The organism is Labrys monachus (genome assembly GCF_030814655.1).
Taxonomy (GTDB): Bacteria; Pseudomonadota; Alphaproteobacteria; order Rhizobiales; family Labraceae; genus Labrys; species Labrys monacha.
Map to the genome: position 1 here is coordinate 1921965 of NZ_JAUSVK010000001.1, position 18103 is coordinate 1940067.

Annotated in this window: 15 protein-coding genes; 7 read left to right on the forward strand and 8 right to left on the reverse strand. The window is 68.8% G+C overall.

Going from position 1 to position 18103, the window contains the following annotated elements; translation table 11 throughout:
- Positions 1-11 precede the first annotated feature (11 nt).
- Genes shc through hpnA form a run of 6 tightly spaced genes read right to left on the reverse strand, consistent with a single transcriptional unit; the run spans position 12 to position 7125 of the window.
- Entirely contained in the window at positions 12-1979 is a 1968-nt protein-coding gene (shc, locus tag J3R73_RS08705; RefSeq protein WP_307425128.1) for a squalene--hopene cyclase, read from the reverse strand.
- Positions 1976-3271, reverse strand: a complete 1296-nt coding sequence (gene hpnE / locus J3R73_RS08710) for a hydroxysqualene dehydroxylase HpnE (protein ID WP_307425131.1) — start codon at positions 3269-3271, stop codon at positions 1976-1978. Before hpnE ends, shc begins: the two co-directional genes overlap by 4 nt.
- On the reverse strand, positions 3271-4104 hold the full coding sequence (gene hpnD / locus J3R73_RS08715) for a presqualene diphosphate synthase HpnD (RefSeq protein ID WP_307425132.1): 834 nt from the start codon (positions 4102-4104) through the stop codon (positions 3271-3273). Before hpnD ends, hpnE begins: the two co-directional genes overlap by 1 nt.
- Positions 4101-4973, reverse strand: a complete 873-nt coding sequence (gene hpnC / locus J3R73_RS08720) for a squalene synthase HpnC (protein WP_307437212.1) — start codon at positions 4971-4973, stop codon at positions 4101-4103. Before hpnC ends, hpnD begins: the two co-directional genes overlap by 4 nt.
- Entirely contained in the window at positions 4973-6124 is a 1152-nt protein-coding gene (locus J3R73_RS08725) for a glycosyltransferase (RefSeq protein WP_307425134.1), read from the reverse strand. The genes hpnC and J3R73_RS08725 overlap by 1 nt, the downstream gene beginning before the upstream one ends.
- Before the next feature lie 8 nt (positions 6125-6132).
- A complete protein-coding gene (gene hpnA, locus J3R73_RS08730; RefSeq protein WP_307437217.1) occupies positions 6133-7125 on the reverse strand; it encodes a hopanoid-associated sugar epimerase in 993 nt (330 codons plus the stop codon).
- A 238-nt stretch (positions 7126-7363) separates the two neighbouring features.
- Here hpnA and dxs point away from each other — a divergent pair, with 238 nt between their 5' ends.
- Entirely contained in the window at positions 7364-9280 is a 1917-nt protein-coding gene (dxs, locus tag J3R73_RS08735; protein WP_307424423.1) for a 1-deoxy-D-xylulose-5-phosphate synthase, read from the forward strand.
- Between the two features lie 133 nt (positions 9281-9413).
- Here dxs and J3R73_RS08740 read toward each other — a convergent pair whose 3' ends face one another.
- Positions 9414-10109: a GntR family transcriptional regulator gene (locus J3R73_RS08740; protein WP_307425137.1), complete on the reverse strand. Its 696-nt coding sequence runs from the start codon at positions 10107-10109 to the stop codon at positions 9414-9416.
- A gap of 303 nt (positions 10110-10412) precedes the next feature.
- On the opposite strand from J3R73_RS08740, the gene J3R73_RS08745 reads away from it, so the two are divergent.
- The 5 genes from J3R73_RS08745 (at position 10413) to J3R73_RS08765 (ending at position 16546) form a co-directional block, all read left to right on the forward strand.
- Positions 10413-11963, forward strand: a complete 1551-nt coding sequence (locus tag J3R73_RS08745) for a sugar ABC transporter ATP-binding protein (protein ID WP_307425139.1) — start codon at positions 10413-10415, stop codon at positions 11961-11963.
- Positions 11963-12934, forward strand: a complete 972-nt coding sequence (locus tag J3R73_RS08750; RefSeq protein ID WP_307425142.1) for an ABC transporter permease — start codon at positions 11963-11965, stop codon at positions 12932-12934. Before J3R73_RS08745 ends, J3R73_RS08750 begins: the two co-directional genes overlap by 1 nt.
- Before the next feature lie 48 nt (positions 12935-12982).
- On the forward strand, positions 12983-13981 hold the full coding sequence (locus tag J3R73_RS08755; RefSeq protein ID WP_307425144.1) for a sugar ABC transporter substrate-binding protein: 999 nt from the start codon (positions 12983-12985) through the stop codon (positions 13979-13981).
- Positions 13982-14060: 79 nt separating this feature from the next.
- Complete coding sequence (locus tag J3R73_RS08760) at positions 14061-14915, forward strand: sugar phosphate isomerase/epimerase family protein (protein WP_307425147.1); 855 nt, start codon at positions 14061-14063, stop codon at positions 14913-14915.
- A gap of 494 nt (positions 14916-15409) precedes the next feature.
- Positions 15410-16546: a lipase family protein gene (locus J3R73_RS08765; RefSeq protein ID WP_307425150.1), complete on the forward strand. Its 1137-nt coding sequence runs from the start codon at positions 15410-15412 to the stop codon at positions 16544-16546.
- Positions 16547-16579: 33 nt separating this feature from the next.
- Here J3R73_RS08765 and J3R73_RS08770 read toward each other — a convergent pair whose 3' ends face one another.
- On the reverse strand, positions 16580-17017 hold the full coding sequence (locus tag J3R73_RS08770) for an Lrp/AsnC family transcriptional regulator (RefSeq protein WP_307425152.1): 438 nt from the start codon (positions 17015-17017) through the stop codon (positions 16580-16582).
- A gap of 151 nt (positions 17018-17168) precedes the next feature.
- On the opposite strand from J3R73_RS08770, the gene rocF reads away from it, so the two are divergent.
- Positions 17169-18098: an arginase gene (gene rocF, locus J3R73_RS08775; RefSeq protein WP_307425155.1), complete on the forward strand. Its 930-nt coding sequence runs from the start codon at positions 17169-17171 to the stop codon at positions 18096-18098.
- Positions 18099-18103 lie beyond the last annotated feature (5 nt).

Genomic DNA, 18103 nt, shown 5'->3' on the forward strand with positions numbered 1-18103 from the left:
GGGGCGCAGGCTCACATTCCGTGCAGCACGGCCACGCCGTTGCCCTTCATCAGAGTGCGGTAGCGGGAAACCGCCCAGAGCGGGAAGAATTTCGCATAGCCGTGATAGCGCAGATAGAAGACGCGCGGGAAGCCTGTGCCGGTATAGGCCTCCTCGGGCCATAGCCCGTCGCCTTCCTGGCGGTCGAGCAGCCATTGCACGCCCGTCGTCACGGCGGGGTGGTTCGCCTCGCCGGCGGCCATCAGGCCGAGCACGGCCCAGGCCGTCTGCGAGGCCGCGCTGGCGGCCTTCTCATAGCCGGCATAATCGAGCTTGTAGCTGGCGCAGTCCTCGCCCCAGCCGCCGTCTTCGTTCTGGATGGCGATCAGCCAGTCGACCGCGCGGCGGACGGGCGGCGATGCCGGATCGACGCCGACGGCATTGAGCCCGCACAGGACCGACCAGGTGCCGTAGACATAGTTGACGCCCCAGCGGCCGTACCAGCTGCCGTCCTTCTCCTGGGTCCGCCAGAGATAGTCGAGCGCGCGGGCGACCGCCGCGCTCGTCTTCGCGGTGGCCCCGAGCTGACCCAGCATCGACAGGCAGCGGCCGGTGACGTCCGCCGTCGGCGGGTCGAGCAGCGCGCCATGGTCGGAGAAGGGGATGTGGTTCAGATAGTCATAGTCGTTGTCGGCGTCGAAGGCGCCCCAACCGCCATTGCGGCTCTGCAGCCCCTCGATCCATTCGCGGCCCCGGGCGATGGCGCCGGCGAATTCCTCATGTCCGGCCGCGCTCTGGGCGCGGTCCATCGCCATCACCACCACCGCGGTGTCGTCGAGGTCCGGATAGTGGTCGTTCGCATACTGGAAAGCCCAGCCGCCGGGGCGGACGTCGGGGCGCAGTTCCGCCCAGTCGCCCTTGACGTCGAGGACCTGCCGGGGCTTCAGCCAGGCAAGGCCGCGATGGACCTCGGGGGCCCGCGCATCCTCTCCCGATTCCAGCAGGGCATGGCAGACCAGCGCCGTATCCCACACCGGCGAGACGCAGGGCTGGCAGTAGGTCTCCGTCTCCCTGTGCACCAGCAGCTTCTCGATCGAGCGCCGGGCGACCACCAGCGCGGGATGGTCGGCAGGATAGCCGAGCGCATCGAAGGCCATGACGGCGTTCGCCATCGCCGGGTAGATCGCGCCGAGCCCGTCCTCGCCGTTGAGGCGCTCGGTCACGAAAGCCACCGCCTTGTCGATCGAGCGCTTGCGTGAGGCACCGGGAAAGAACGGCTCGGCCAGGCGAAGCACGCGGTCGATGCCGCCGAAGATCTGCGAATAGGGCGCCTTCTGGTGCGGGCCCTTCGGCCAGTGCCGCACCTTGTCGGGCGGCACGAGGAAGAGCTCGTCGATGCCGACGCCGCGCGGGTTCCTGGCGGCAGGCTTCAGCGCCTGCAGGATGAGGAGCGGCACGATGACCGTCCGCGCCCAGTAGGAGATCTTGGTGAGATGGAACGGAAACCAGCGCGGCAGCAGCATGATCTCGGCCGGCATCACCGGCACGGCGCGCCAGGGCACCACGCGGTAGAGCGCCAGCAGGATGCGGGTGAACACGTTGCTCCGCGCCGCGCCGCCCGCGGCGAGGATGGCTTCCCGCGCTCGCTTCATATGCGGCAGGTCCGGGGCATCCCCGATCATCTTGAGGGCGAAATAGGCCTTGACGCTGGCGCTGATGTCGAGTGCGCCGCCTTCGAACAGCGGCCATCCGCCATGGCTGCCCTGGATGCGGCGCAGATAGGTGGCGATCCTCGCTTCGAGGCCGGCATCCTCGGGCTCGCCGCGATAATGGCGCAGCAGGACATATTCGGCGGGAATGGTCGCATCGGCTTCGAGCTCGAACACCCAATGGCCGTCCGGGCGCTGGCGCGACAGCAGCGCCTGCCGGCCGGACCGCACGGCCCGGTCGAGATCGGGCAAAGCGGGCTTGGGTTTGGGGGCGTCCTCGACGATGGTCATGCGGCAACGGCCTTCTGGCTGCCGGCCGGGTGCTCGCCCGGCACGGCGGTTCTTTCCACCACATCCGCCGCCGCGACGCCAGAGCGTACCGCGCCTTCGATCGTGGCGGGCAGGCCGGTGGCGGTGTAGTCGCCGGCGAGGGCGAGATTGGTCCAGCGGGTCGCGGCCGGCGGGCGACGGGCTTCCTCCCGCGGCAGCGCAGCGAAGGTCGCGCGGCGTTCCTTGACGATCTGCCAGGGCGGCAGGGGGCCGTGCAGGCCGAGGGCGGCGGCGGCGTCGCGCCACAGAATTTCGGCGAGCGCTTCGCGCGGCTGGTCGATCAGCCGGTCGGCCCCGCTCGTCGTCGTCGAGATGCGGCCGGGATAGGTGAAGACCCACTCGGCCTCGCCGCCGACGACGCCGATCATGGGCGGGGCGCCGGGGAGCACGTCGATCCTGAAATGGCCGTTGACGATGGCGCGGTGCTCGACAGGGGTCTCGATGCCGGGCAGGAGCTGGGCGGCGACCGGCGCGGGAACGGCCAGCACGACCTGCTCGCCGGCTGCGACGTCGACCGCGCCCTCGGCGAATTCCAGGCGCTCGACGCGGGCCCCGGCGAACGCGATCGAGCGCAGCCGGCTGCCGAAGCGGACCGCCGCGCCGTGCCGATCGAGGAAGGCGAGGGCGGGGTCGACGAAGGTGGCCGAGAGGCCGGCGCGGGCGACGAGAGGCCGGCAGGCCGCGCCGCCGCGCTCCAGCGTGTTGCGGATCACCGCATCGGCGAGGCTGGCACTGGCCGCCGGCGGCTCGGTGTTGAGGGCCGCCAGCAGCAGGGGATGCCACAGGCGCTCATAGAGCGGGCCGCTGCAGGCCATGGCCTCGCCGATGGTGGCGCCATGCCGGGCGAAGCGCAGGCGGAGCAGCGCCAGATAGTCGAGCGGGCGGCTGCCGGGCACGCGCCGCGCCTTGCTGAAGATCCACCAGGGGATCCGGCCGGCGCTCGGCTGCAGGCGCCATCGCTCGCCGCTGCGAAGATCCACGAAGTCGAAGGAGGCGTGCTCCGGACCGACGAGCTGGCCGCGCGCCCCGACGAGGTCGAGAAAGGCGAGGGCGGCCTGGTTGCCGGAGAGCAGGAGATGGTTGCCGTTGTCGATCGTGGTGCCCAGGGCCTGGTCGACATAGGACCGGCAGCGCCCGCCCGCCTGCGGCGCCGCCTCGTAGAGGCGGACGGTCCAGCCGCGATCGGCGAGCCGGGTCGCCGCGGACAGGCCGGCCAATCCGGCGCCGACGACATGGACGGTTCCCGGCGGCATCACACCAGGCCATGGCGGACGAGGAGCATCAGCAGGGTGAGCTTGTCGAGCCGCACGCGCTCGCGCGGCTGCCGGAAGCCCCGTGCCTCCAGGCGGTCGAGCAGGAGGCCGTAGACGGCGCCCATCAGGCGCGGGGCGCGCGACACCGAGCGGGGGATGCGGCGCAGCACGGCCGCGGCCTCGTTGAAATGGGCCCGGGCCTGCAGGACCAGAGGACGGCAGGCCCTGGCGACGGCGGGATGCGCCATCACCTCCGCCGGGTCGCGGCTGGCGATGTCGGCCTCGGCCAGCGCCTCGTCGGGCAGATAGAGACGTCCGAGACCGGCATCCTCGTCGATATCGCGCAGGATGTTGGTCAGCTGCAGGGCGCGGCCGAGGTGATGGGCGAGCAGGACGCTGTCGCCGCCGCGAATGCCGAAGATCTGGTTGGACAGCCGACCGACAGCGCTCGCCACCCGGTCGCAATAGAGGTCGAGCGTCGCCATGTCGGGGCCGCGGATGTCGCCCTCGGCATCCATCGTCATGCCGTCGAGCAGCGCGATGAAGTCGGCCTGCCGCAGGCCGTATTGCCGCACCGTGGGGGCGACGGCCGCAAACCGGCCCGGCGCCTCGCCGGCATAGAGCGCATCGAGGTCGCGCCGCCAGTTCTCCAGTTCGGCGAGGCGCTGTTCCGACGTCCCGCCCTCGTCGGCGACGTCGTCGACGGCGCGGCAGATATCGTAGACGGCATACATCGCCTCGCGCTGCTGGCGCGGCAGGATGCGCATCGCGGCATAGAAGGAACTGCCCTTGGCGCGGCTCGCGGTCGCCGCCGGTGCTTGCGCCTGTGTCATGTCGGTACCCGCAATGCCGGCGCCGGCCGCTTCGGCCGGCGGCGCCAGCGGCCGGCGAGCACGCCGATCACCACGCCCAGGGCGTGGGCCTTGCCCAGATGCACCCGCTCGCTCAGCGGATCGCGGCGTTCCAGCCGGTGCACCAGACGGTCGGCCAGGCGATGGATGATCGCGACTTCCAGGGACAGCCGGCGGTTCTGGATATCGGCCGAAAAGCCGCGGGCCTCCTCCAGCAGCGTCCCCGTCCGGCGCGCCAGGCCGTGGAGGCAGAGGCGCAGGGCGGGCGAAGCGCGGTCGGCGCCCAGGGCGGCGACGTCGACGCCGGCTTCCGCCATCGCTTCGCCCGGCACGTAGACGCGGTCGAGCGCGCGGTAGTCCTTTCCGCAGTCCTGGAGGTGGTTGATGATCTGCAGCGCGGCGCAGAGCGCATCGTTCGCCGGCCACAGCGCCTGGCTCTCGCCGTGGACGTCGAGGACGTAGCGCCCCACGGGCATGGCGGACAGGCGGCAATAGTCGATGAGTTCCTCCCAGGTTTCGTAGCGCAGCTTGTGCACATCGAGGCGGAAGGCGTTGAGGAGATCGATCGCATGCTGCGGGCCGAGGCCGCGCTCGCGCAGGACCGAACGCAGCGCCACGGCGACCGCTTCCCGGTCGTCGCGGCCGGCGAGGCCCGCCTCGAGCTGGTCCAGCAGCCGCAGTTTCTCCGAGGGTGCGAGCATGGCGTGGTCCGCCACGTCGTCGGCCGTGCGCACGAAATCATAGAAGGCGAAGATCGCCGGGCGATGTTGCGGCGCGATGAGCCAGGAGGCGACGGGAAAATTCTCGTCGCCGGCGCCCTTGCCGGTCCTGGCGGAGGAGGCGGTGTCCATCATGCGTCCCGCGGCGCCTGCACGCGCCCCTTCCACAATCCGCCGCGGCCGGCGATGTGCTGGATGGCCGAGTCGCAGGTGAAACCCATGTAGCAGGCGGAGATGACAGGCAAAAACGGGCCCCACAGCCAGGAAACTCTATAGAAACGGAGCGTCGGCACGAAGGCAAGCGCCATCGCGATCCAGGTCGCCAGCGCAACATAGCGGGCCGGGGAGGGACCGAACAAGGCGATTGCGGGTGGTGCGACATAAACGAGCGCCATGCCGAGCACGGTGCCGAGCAGGGTCAGCGGTGAGTAGCCGAGCTGGGCATAGGCCGAGCGCGCCACCATGCGGCGGATGTCGTCGAAGCGGTCATAGACGCGGATGCTCCTCGCCCGGTTCGTCAGCCCGAGCCAGATCCGGCCGCCCTTGCCCTTGAGGCGGGCGGCCAGGGTGCAGTCGTCGATGAGGGCGCCGCGAATGGCGCCGATGCCGCCGATGCCGGCCAGCGCGTCGCTGCGGACGAGGACGCAGCCGCCCGCCGCCGCGGCCGTCGCCGCGGCGGGACGGTTCACCCAGGCGAAGGGGTAGAGCATCTGGAAGAAGAAGATGAAGGCGGGAATCAGCATTCGCTCCGCCGGGCTCTCGCAGCGCAGCCGCGCCATCAGCGAGACGGCCGCGAGCCCGCCCGCCTCGGCGCGCGTCACCATCGAGCGCAGCGTATCGGGGGTGTAGACGATGTCGGCGTCGCTCAGCCACAGATAGGAGGGCTCGCTGCGGCCGGCCGCCTCGACGCCCTGGCTGAGAGCCCAGAGCTTGCCGGTCCAGCCGCGCGGCAGCGGCTGGCCGGACAGGACAGAAAGACGTGCGCCGCCGCCCGCGGCCTCCGCCGCCGCCATGGCCTGCTCCGCGGTGCCGTCGTCGCTGTTGTCGTCGACCAGCACGACGCGCAGCTGTCCCGGATAGTCCTGCGCCAGCAGGGAGCCGACGGCGTGCGCGACGACGTCGGCCTCGTTGCGGGCCGGCACCACCGCGACGACCGGCGGCCACTGCGCCGGTGCCGGGCCGGCAGAAGGCTCGTCGCGGACGGACGACAGCCAGAAGCCGCCGCGCAGGGCGATGAGGCCGACCCAGACGGCGGCGCTGGCGAGGGCAAGGAGCAGGGGCACCGCAGCAATCATCGAATATAACCCGCCGACCGGAACCAGGAGATCGCATCCGCCAGGGCCTCGCCGTGGGGACGGGCGCGATAGCCGAGTTCCCGCTCCGCCTTGGCCGAGGAATAATACATCATGTGGCGCGACATCCGGAGGGCGTCGACGCTGACGAACGGTTCTCGCCCGCTGATCCGCGCGAAAGCCTCGGCGGCGACGGCGAGCGGCATCACCATGCCCGGCGCCAGCCGCATGCGGGGCGGCCGGCGGCCGGTCAGCGCCGCGATCTCCGCGAGCATCTGTCGCAACGGCACGTCCTGGCCGCCGAGGATGTAGCGCTCGCCGATCCGGCCCTGCCTGTAGGCCGCGAGGTGGCCGGCCGCGACGTCGTCGACATGGACGAGGTTGAGGCCGGTATCGACGAAGGCCGGCATCCGTCCCGATGCCGCCTCGACCACGATGCGGCCGGTCGGGGTCGGCCGGACGTCGCGCGGGCCGATCGGCGTCGACGGGCTGACGATGACAGCCGGCAGGCCTTCGTCCCGCACCATGGCTTCGACGAGGCGCTCGGCGGCGACCTTGCTGCGCTTGTAGGCGCCGATCGCCCTGGCCTCGTCGAGCGGTCTCGTCTCGTCGCTCGGCCGGATGTCCGTCGTCCCGGCCGGCGGCTCGATCGCCGCGACGCTGGACGTGTAGATCACGCGTCCGACCCCGGCTGCGAGGGCGGCGCGCATGACGTTCTGCGTCATCGCCATGTTGTTGCGGCGAATCTCGTCGGGGTCCCGGGCCCAGAGCCGGTAGTCCGCCGCGACGTGGAAGACGCCCTCGACGCCCTGCATCGCCTGCGTGACGGTGCCGGCGTCCCTGAGGTCGCCGACCACGATCTCGCAGTCCAGATCGGCGACGTTGCGGCGCGGCGCCGCGGCGCGCATGACCGTGCGGATGCGCCAGCCCTCCCCGGCGAGGAGGCGGGCAACCGCGGATCCGACGAAGCCGCCGGCCCCCGTCACGAGCATCACAGCCATTCCAGCAACCACTCCGCTAGCCGACCGGCATCCGATCGCGGCCGGACGCTAGCCCGGACGGGCGGGCAAGTCGAGCTTCGGCTCGGGGCCCGCCGCGAGGCTCGCGGGCACCTGCGACGATCGGTCCGCCGCAGTTTGGAAGATTGCAAAAGTGCATTGCTGCCGCTCTTATTATGTAATCTAATCAACGGCCGGCCGATGGACCGGCACCATAACCGATGGATTGACCTTGCCCCAGCCTTCGACGCCGTTGTTGGATACGATCCGTATACCGTCCGATCTACGTTCTCTGCCGGAGGACAAGCTCCGGCAGGTTGCGGACGAGTTGCGGGCGGAGATGATCGACGCGGTGTCGGTGACGGGCGGTCATCTGGGTGCGGGGCTGGGGGTGGTGGAGCTGACGGTGGCGCTGCATGCGGTGTTCGACACGCCGGCGGACCGTGTGATCTGGGATGTCGGGCACCAGGCCTATCCGCACAAGATCCTCACGGGCCGGCGGGACCGGATCCGGACGCTGCGCCAGCCCGGGGGCCTTTCGGGTTTCACGCGGCGCAGCGAGAGCGAATACGACCCGTTCGGGGCGGCGCATTCCTCGACGTCGATCTCGGCGGGGCTGGGGATGGCGGCGGCGCGGGACCTGAAGGGCGGGCGGAACAATGTGATCTGCGTGATCGGCGACGGGGCGATGTCGGCGGGCATGGCCTATGAGGCGATGAACAATGCGGGGGCGCTGGGGTCGCGGCTGATCGTGATCCTGAACGACAACGACATGTCGATCGCCCCGCCGGTGGGGGCGATGTCGGCCTATCTGGCGCGCCTGGTGTCGGGGGGCACGTACAAGAACCTGCGCGATTTCGGCAAGATGCTGGCGCAGAAGCTGCCGCGCTTCTTCTACGACAAGGCGCGGCGGACGGAGGAGTTCGCGCGGGGGCTGCTGACGGGGGGCACGCTGTTCGAGGAGCTCGGCTTTTATTATGTCGGGCCGATCGACGGGCACAATCTCGACCATCTCATGCCGGTTTTGAAGAATGTGCGCGACCAGGCGGAGGGGCCGATCCTGGTGCATGTGGTGACGCAGAAGGGCAAGGGCTACGGCCCGGCGGAGGCGTCGGCGGACAAGTATCACGGGGTGGTGAAGTTCGACGTGATCACGGGGACGCAGGTGAAGGCGAAGGCGAATGCGCCGGCCTATACGCGTGTGTTCGCCGAGGCGCTGGTGAAGGAGGCGGAGCGGGACGAGCGGGTGGTGGCGGTGACGGCGGCGATGCCGTCGGGGACGGGGCTGGATTTGTTCGGCCAGGCCTTCCCGCAGCGTCTTTACGATGTGGGGATCGCCGAGCAGCATGCGGTGACGTTTTCGGCGGGGCTTGCGGCGGAGGGCTACAAGCCGTTCTGCGCGATCTATTCGACCTTCCTGCAGCGGGCCTATGACCAGGTGGTGCACGACGTGGCGATCCAGAACTTGGCCGTCCGGTTCCCGATCGACCGGGCGGGGCTGGTGGGGGCGGACGGAGCGACGCATGCCGGGGCGTTCGACGTGGCGTATCTGGGCTGCCTGCCGAACATGGTGGTGATGGCGGCGGCGGACGAGGCGGAATTGGTTCACATGGTGGCGACGGCGGCGGCGCATGACGCGGGGCCGATCGCGTTCCGCTACCCGCGCGGGGAGGGCGTGGGGGTGGAGATGCCGGAGCAGGGCGTGCCCTTGGCGATCGGGCGGGGGCGGGTGCTGCGCGAGGGCAGCCATATCGCGCTGTTGTCGCTGGGGACGCGGCTGGCCGAATGCCTGAAGGCGGCGGAGGACCTGGCGGCGTTCGGACTGTCGGCGACGGTGGCGGATGCGCGCTTCGCCAAGCCGCTGGACCAGGATCTGGTGCTGCGGCTGGCGCGCGAGCATGAGGTGCTGCTGACGGTGGAGGAAGGCTCGGTGGGCGGCTTCGGCTCGTTCGTGGCGCAGTGCCTGGCCGATGCGGGCGCCTTCGACCGCGGGCTGAAGTTCCGCTCGCTGGTGCTGCCGGACCTGTTCCTCGACCACGACAAGCCCGAGACGCTCTATGCCCGCGCCGGCCTCGACGCCGCCGGCATCGTCGCCAAGGTCCTCGCCGTCCTCGGACGCGACACGCTTTCCGGCGCCAAACGGGCGTGACCAATTAGGCGCGGCAGGAGGGGCGATCACCGATCGCCCCCTTGAAGCGCGGAGCCTGCCGCACGGAAGAGGTCGATCGGTGATCGACGCTCCAATCTCGCCACAGGATGTCCGCGCTCCGGAAATTGACTCCTCAGTCCAGATTGTCGCCGAGCAGGCTGAGCGTGTTCCGCAGCGAGGTGTCGAGATGGAGCCGCATGGCCTCCATGGCCTGCTGCGGGTCCTGCGCGTGCAGGGCGGCGAGGATGTTCCTGTGCTGCAGGATCGTGGTCTCGCCCGATCCGGGGCTGGGCAAGGCGCGGTAGCGGCCGCGGTCCATCTGGGCCTTGGAGATGTCGACGGCACGCCAGAGCATCGAGAGGCCGTTGATCTCGGCGATGTAGCGGTGGAACTGGTCGTCGAGACGGATGGCGTCGGCAAAGCGCCGGCGCATGATGGCGGTCTCGTGCAGGGCGATGATGTCCTCCAGCGCCTCCTCGTGCTCCCGCGTCGTCATCTGGCCGGCCGCCCGCCTGACGCTCTCCATCTCCAGCGCATTGCGGATGATATAGGCCTCCTCGAGCGCCTTCCGGCTGATCTCGGTAACGAAGGTGCCGTTCTGCGCGAAGACGTTGATGAGGCCCTCGTCGCTGATCCGCTTGACGGCCTCCCGCACGGGCGTGCGCGAGACGCCGAGCTGTTCGGCGATCTCGATCTCGTTGACGGGCTGGCCGGGGCGCAATTGCCCGATGATGATCAGGCTCCGCACGAGCTGATAGATCTGGTCCCGCAGCGGCGCACGCCGGTCGAGGCTGACCCCCTGCAGCTGAATGCTCGGCCCATCGCTCACCTGTCCACCTCCGCCAATCGAAACTGCCGTTCGGTAGCACAAATCGGCGCGTAAACCGACATTCGGCTCTGCCAGGACCGGCCATCCCCCGGCGAATATGGCTCCGAGCCGGAAGAGCCTTGACACGTTACACTAATATAACAGAAAGTCTCGCCTGACGGACGGGCAATGGCATCCGCCGGAACCCACCGGCCGCCGGCGCTGCGTTCGACATCGGGAGGCCGGGCCGCCGCAGGAGGGCAACCTCACCGGGCGCCGTCGTCCCCTAAAACAAGAAAACCGCAGAGCGTCCGGGAGCGAAGCATGGCGATGGAACCGACGGTGTCGGGCGGCGGCGATGGGGGAGCCCTGCCGGTGCCCGCGATCGAAGCGCGGGCCATCACCAAGGCGTTCCTCGGCACCTGCGCGCTCGACGGCGTCGACTTCGCCGTGGCGCCCGGCGAGATCCATGGCCTCGTCGGCAAGAACGGGGCGGGCAAGTCGACCTTCATGAAGATCCTGTCGGGGGCCCAGCCGCCCGATTCGGGGCAGATCGTCGTCGGAGGCCAGGCCTTCCGCGCCCTCAATCCGGCGGATGGCCGTGCAGCCGGCATCGCCGTCGTCTACCAGAATGCGGAATTGCATCTCGACCTCTCGGTCGCCGCCAACATCTTCCTGGGCGCCGAACCCCGCACCCGGCTCGGCCTGCTCGACGACCGCGCGATGGCCCGCAAGGCCTCGGCGCTGCTGGCGCGGCTCGGCCTCTCCCTGCCCGTCGGCACCCGCCTCGGCGATCTCGACATCGCGCATCGCCAGCAGGTCGCCATCGCCAAGGCGGTGAGGGAGGAGGCCCGGGTCCTGCTGCTCGACGAGCCGACGGCGGCGCTCAACAAGAGCCAGGCGGACTTCCTGTTCCGGCTGATCCGCAGCCTCGCACGGCAGGGCATGGCGATCGTCTATGTCTCCCACCATCTCGACGAAGTCCTCGCCATCTCCGACCGGATCACCATCCTGCGGAACGGCCGCAAGGTGGCGGTGGTCGAGGGGAAGACGTCCGACAAGGACGGCCTGATCGCCATGATCGTCGGCCGCAGCTTCGGTGCCGTCGAGACCCATCGGGCGCCCGCCCCGCATGCCGATCCCTTCCTCACGCTCGCCCATGTGTCGCTGGCCGGCCGGCTCGACGATGTCTCGCTCTCCGTCGGCCGGGGCGAGATCGTCGGCCTGACCGGCCTCGTCGGCGGCGGCGCCAACGCGCTCGCGGCGGTCATCGCGGGGATCGACCGGGCGGACGGCGCGATGACGCTCGGCGGCGAGCCCTATGCCCCGCGTTCGATCCGCGCCGCGGTCGCCCGCGGCGTCCAGTTCATTCCCGAGGACATGCGGGGCAGGGGCCTGGTGATGCCGCTCTCCGTCGCCAAGAACATCTCCCTCGCCGCGCTTCCCAAGCTCGCCCGCGCCTGGTGCCTCAACCTCGCCAAGGAGCACCAGGCGGCGCTCGCCATGGCCGAGCGGCTCGACCTCAACCCGCGCGCCCCGGACCGGGAGGTGCGCTTTCTCAGCGGCGGCAACCAGCGCAAATCCCTGCTCGGACGGGCGATCTTCGCCGATGCCCGGCTGTTCGTGCTGGAGGAGCCGACGCAGGGGGTCGACGTCGAGTCGCAGCGCCAGATCCATGACCATCTGCGCCATCTCGCCGACAGGGGCGCGAGCGTCGTCTTCGTCTCGACCGACCTGGAGGAACTCATCGCCCTGGCCGACCGCATCGTCGTGCTGCGCGGCGGGCGCATCGACCAGGAACTCGTGCCGGCCGGGCTGAGGCCCGAACATCTGCTGGCCGCCATCCAGACCCAGAGCACCGGGAGTCCGCACTGATGTCGCAAACCGTCCTGACCGGCCTCGAGGGCCGGGTGCAGAAGAGCTCTCCGATCCGCGCCCTGGGCGTCGGCCGCTTCACGCTCCTGCTCGTGCTCCTCGCCATCATCGTCGTGACGGCCATCGGCAATCCGCGCTTCCTGTCCGCCAACAACCTGTTCAACATCCTCTTCCAGGTCTCGACGCTCGGCATCGTCGCCGCAGGGCAGACCGTGCTGCTGGTCGCCGGGGGGCTGGACCTGTCGGTCGGCGCGGCCCTGTCGGTGGCGGGGCTCTCCACCGCGCTCACCGTCGTGGGGACCGGGTCGACCCTGCTCGGCGTGCTGGCCGGCCTTGCCGCGGGAACGGCGATCGGCACGCTGAACGGGGCGCTGGTCGCCACCAACCGCGCGACGCCCTTCATCGTCACCCTGGGCACCATGACCTTCCTGCAGGGCATGGCGATCGTCATGTGCAACGGCAGCCCCGTCAACGGCGTCGACACGCTCTTCGACATCTTCAGCACGGGGAGCGCGTTCGGCGTGCCGTTCCCGATCTATGCGCTGCTCGCCGCCGTCGCCACGATCTACCTCGTCCTGCGCTTCACCATGCTGGGCCGCTACGCCTTCGCCATCGGCGGCAATGAGGAGGCGGCGCGCCTCTCCGGCATCCCGGTGCGGCGGGTCAAGATCGGCCTCTACGCCCTCAGCGGCCTGATGGTGGGCGTGGCCGGCGTGATCCTGACGGGCATCCTCGATTCCGGCCTGCCCAGCATGGGCAACGGCTATGAACTGCGGGCGATCGCCGCCGTCGTCATCGGCGGCACTCCGCTGGTCGGCGGGCGCGGCACGGTGATCGGCACGCTGGGCGGCGTCCTGCTGCTCGGCCTCGTCAGCAACAGCATGAATCTTCTCGGCGTCGGCGCCAATTACCAGAGCGCCGTGCTGGGACTGATCATAACGGCGGCCGTCCTCCTGCAGAAGAAGCGTTGAACGCAGCGGGCACGGCTTTCGATCCAGAAAAGTCAAGGGAGGACGACAATGAAGAAATCCACGATGGCCCTCGCGGCCGTGGCGCTCGGGGCGCTCATCGCCCCCACCTTCGCGCAGGCTGCCGAGAAGACGATCGCCTTCATGCGGGGCGGGCCGGATCCCTATTACCAGTACGGCATGAACGCGGCCCAGGCGGCCGCCGACAAGCTCGGCGTCAAGCTGGTGACCTACACCGCCAACAACGATCCGACACAGGAACTGGCCAATGTGCAGGATGCCATCACCAAGGGTGTCGACGGCATCCTGATCTACGCGGTCTCGCTGTCTTCCGAGAAGGCGGCGATCGCGCAGGCCCAGCGGGCCGGCGTGCCGATCTTCTTCCAGTATGGCTACGACCCCTCGCTGCTCAAGAATGCCGCGGGCTTCATGGAGATCAACCTCTTCAAGTTCGGCGAGCCGGTCGGCGAGGCGCTCGGCAAGCAGGTTCCCGACGGCGAGGTGGCGATCGTGACCGGCAAGCTCGGCCGCGGCGACGCCGAGGCTTTCGCCAACAGCTTCAAGGACGGGTTGAAGGCGGTGGGATCGAAGGCGAGCGTCGTCGCCGAGGTGGCGGCGGATTGGGACCGCCAGAAGGCGCTGGATGCGACGGCCCAGATCCTCACCGCCCATCCCGACGTCAAGGCCATCTACGCCGCCAATGACGACATGGCGGTCGGCGTGTCGATCGCCATCGACCGCGCCGGCAAGACCGGCAAGATCCTGCTCGGCGCCTGCAACGGCGCGCCCTACGGCATCGACCTGATCAAGCAGGGCAAGATGACGATCACCAACAGCAACCCGCCTTCGATCGCCTCGGTCCAGTCGCTCCAGCTGCTTCTGGCCGTCATCGACAAGAAGATCGAACCCGGCCAGTTCTATGCCGCGCCGACCCAGCTGATCACCAGCGCCAACATGGACACGGCGATCCCGTGGGATGCCAAGCCCGACCAGGTCGCCGCATGGCTGGCCCAGCCGCTGCCGCAGCCCTCGCCCGGCCCGACCAATTGAGCGCGGACGGGCCGCCTCCGGGCGGCCCGGTCCCTGCCGGACCATGGCCGCGGCAGCCCCCGCGACGGAAGGAAAGCGCATGAAGATCGGCTTCAACCTGCTGCTGTGGACCGCGCATGTGCAGCCCGAGCACTGGCTCCTCCTCGAGGAGATCAAGCGCTGCGGCTATGACGGCGTGGAAATTCCGGTCTTCGAAGGCTCGCCCGCCCATTACGCCGAACTCGGGCGCGAGTTGGAGCGGGTCGGCCTCGAAGCCACCGGCATCGCCCTCTTCCCCAGCCTCGACATGAACCCGATCGGCGCCGATCCGGCGCAGCGGGCGGCTGGCCTCCGGCATATGGCGTGGATCCTCGAATGCACCGCCGCCATGGGCGGCAGGCTGGTCGGCGGCCCGCTCCATTCGACGCTCGGCCATTTCTCCGGCGAGGCGCCGACGCGGGAGGAGCGTGAGCGCGGCATCGAGTTCCACCGCGCCGCGGGGGACGTCGCCGGGCGGCTCGGCGTGCGCGTGGCGATCGAGGCGCTCAACCGCTTCGAATGCTATTTCCTCAACACGATGAGCGACCTCGCCGCCTATCTCGATGCGGTCGACCATCCCAACATCACCGGCATGTACGATACCTTCCACGCCAATATCGAGGAGAAGGACCCGATCGGCGCCGTCGCCGCCATCCGGCGCCATCTCGGGCACATGCATGTCTCCGAGAACGACCGCGGCACGCCCGGCAGGGGCCATATCGACTTCGCCGCCACCTTCGAGGAGCTGAAACGGTCCGGCTATGACGGCTGGATCACCATCGAGGCCTTCGGCCGCGCGCTGCCGCCGCTGGCCGCCGCCACACGGGTGTGGCGCGACTTCTTCCCGACGCCCCGCGAAGTCTACAGCGAGGGCTACGGCCTCATCCGCCGGGGATGGGACGCGGCCCGCGCATAGGATCCGCGCATCTCCCGCAGGCTCGGCGTTTCCGCAAGAAGGGCGATCGGGTGATCGCCCCACCGGGCTTTCCGTGGTGAAGCCGCTTGCTGATGATCGCCCTCCGCCGCGCGAGCGGAAGACCGATTCGGAATCTCCCTACATTTACCACCGCATGAAGTATAGCTGTACGTTTCCGTCCGAATGATTCTGTTTTCGAGAAGCTCTGTTTCTATTTAAATCATCGAAATTTTAAGTTAATATCTATTTTATGAGAGTAATTTCGAGTAATTTGAAAAATCATGTCAGAATATTGATCAATACCCGCCCGAAATCGGTCAATATAATGAATGTAAATGAGTGTAATATTGTACCTATAAGTTAATACTGTCGTGTTTGCAGAGGGTGACGCAGGCGTAAATATACGAATGGTTGCTATGGTCATAATTTTATTTACAATATATTGTTTTTTATAGTATATATGCCTCATAGTGTATTTTTTAGGCAGGAGTAAGATGGTTTTTGATTTCTCCGATGATCGGGTCGCTGCCGGCTATGCGATGTATGCCCTCTATGCGGAGGACATGTATCCCGAAAACAGCTACGTCTTGAACCCGCCTCTCGATCCCCGGATCGAAGCGGACGCCTGGGACCTGAAAGGATATCTGACCGTCAACGAGCCCGTTATCGCGGGGAGCCTGAACAAGAGATGGGTCAGGGTCAACCTGAACAAGCGCGTCTATTTCGGCTATGTCCTGCAGAGGAAGGCCGAGCCGCAGGACCTGCTGGTCGCCATCCGGGGGACGTCGGGCGGGGTCGAGTGGGCCGTCAATGCCGAATTCGTCCATCAGGCGCATGATGCCTATCCCAAATGCAAGGTCGAGCGCGGCTTCTGGTCGGTCTATGAGACGATGGCCATCGAGGACCCCCAGACCGGGGAGAGGCTCCACGACAACGCCGCCAGGGGGCTTCTCGCCTTGGCGGCCGGGCGCGAGATCGTCGTCACCGGCCACAGCCTGGGCAGCGCGGTCGGCACCTATCTCGTCGAGGCGCTGAGCGAAGGCGGGGCGAACCCGCATGTCGGCGCATGCCTCTTCGCCTCGCCGCGGACCGGCGACGTCAACTGGGTCAACCATTTCGAGCGCTCGGTGGCGGTGTACCGGGTGATCAACTACCTCATCGACATCGTGCCCCACGTGCCGCTGCACACCGACTATGCCCATCTGCTGCGGGCCGAGTGGTTCAACCCGATGGTCGCGAAATCCAGCATACGCTGCGATCCCTGGTGCAACCACCACATCGTCTGCTACGCGGCGATGCTCGACCGGGACCATGCCCGGGACATCGTGCACGAGCACTATGCCAATTGCGTCGACCTCGACCTGCATACGCCCGACCTGGTGGCGGTCAGCGCCGGCGTCATCGTCGAGGACCTTCGCGTCCTGGAGAAGACCGTGTTCGATTTCCTCAAGGGCCTGGCGGTGTCCCACGGGGTCGAGGCGATCTCGCAGCAGGCCAGCAACGTGCCGCTCGATGCGCTGGGGCCGACGCTCGCCTCCGATCCGGTCGAGCCGCCGATGCCGCCGCAGGACGAGCCGTCCGAGCCGGCCGAGCCGATGACGGCGGAGAGCCAGCCCCGGGACGAGCCCTGAGCCCCCGGCAAGGCGCAACAGGGTAGTCGCGCGCTAAAGCCGCGCGCGGGTGCTGCGCGGCGTGGCCAGCAGGAGATTGGTCTCCGACGCAGTGACGCCGGCGATCAGGCGGATGCGGCGCAGCACCGCGTCGAGCTCGGTCAGGCTGTCGGTGCCGAGCTCGACCACCAGATCCCACCTGCCATTGGTGGTGTGGACCGCGGTGACTTCCGGAAAGCCGCCGAGCACGCCGACGACGCGGTCCGCGGCGCGGCCTTCCACTTCGATCAGCATGATGCCGCGAACCGGCATGGAGACCGCGTCCGCCCGCAGGATGACGGTGTAGCCGACGATATCCCCCTGCCGCTCCATCCGTTCGATGCGCGCCCGCATGGTCGCCCTGGACATGCCGAGTTCGGCTGCGAGGTCGGAGATGCTGCGGCGCGCATTGTGGCGCAGCAGGGTGAGGAGCTGGCGATCGATATCGTCCATTTATCAATCCGGGAGTTTCATCCGCCATTCCGATAGGCCGATCTGTCCCTTTTGCCAATTTGATCCGTTCATTCCGCCGGCTTCGGCCCCTAAGCATGCCGTCGACGGCAAACGCCTCGGCATTGCCGCTGCTTCAAGGGAAGGGGACGCCGTGAATCCGTCGAGATGCATTCTGCTGGGGGCGCCCGTCCAGGAGGGAACGGGGCGGCTCGGCTGCGACATGGGGCCGAGCGCGTTCCGGGCGGCCGGGCTCGCCGGCGCGCTGGAGGAACTCGGGCATGCCGTGACCGACCAGGGCAACCTCGTCCCGGCGGCGGCGCGTGCGCTGTGCCACCCCAATCCTGTCCTCAAGGCCCTGCCGCAGATCGCCGCCTGGACGGAGACCCTCGCCGAGGCCGCCTATCGAGCGGGCGCGGAGGGCATGCCGATCGTGCTCGGGGGCGACCACAGCATCGCGGCCGGCACGCTTCCCGGCCTGAGCCGGCGGGCGGCCGAAGCGGGGCGGGCGTTCTTCGTCCTCTGGCTCGACGCCCATCCGGACTTCCACACGCTCGACACCACGCAGAGCGGCAACCTGCACGGCGTTCCCATGGCCTACGCCACCGGCCGGCCCGGCTTCGAGGGGGTCTTCCCGCCCCTGGCCGCCCCTGTCGACCCGCGCCATGTCTGCATGATGGGAATCCGCAGCGTCGATCCGCCCGAACGCACGGCGCTGGCGGCGGCCGGCGTGACCGTGCACGACATGCGCGCCATCGACGAGAGTGGCGTCGCCATGCTGCTCGGCCGCTTCCTGCGCGACGTCGCCGCGGCGGACGGCATGCTGCATGTCAGCTTCGACGTCGATTTCTTGGATCCCGACATCGCGCCCGGCGTCGGCACCACGGTTCCGGGCGGCGCCACCTTCCGCGAGGCGCATCTGGTGATGGAGATGCTGCATGACAGCGGTCTCGTGACCAGCCTCGACCTCGTCGAGCTCAATCCCTTCATGGACGATCGCGGCCGCACCGCGCGCCTGATGGTCGATCTCGTCGCCAGCCTGATGGGCCGGCGGGTGATGGACCGCCCCACGCGCAGCTACTGAGCGCC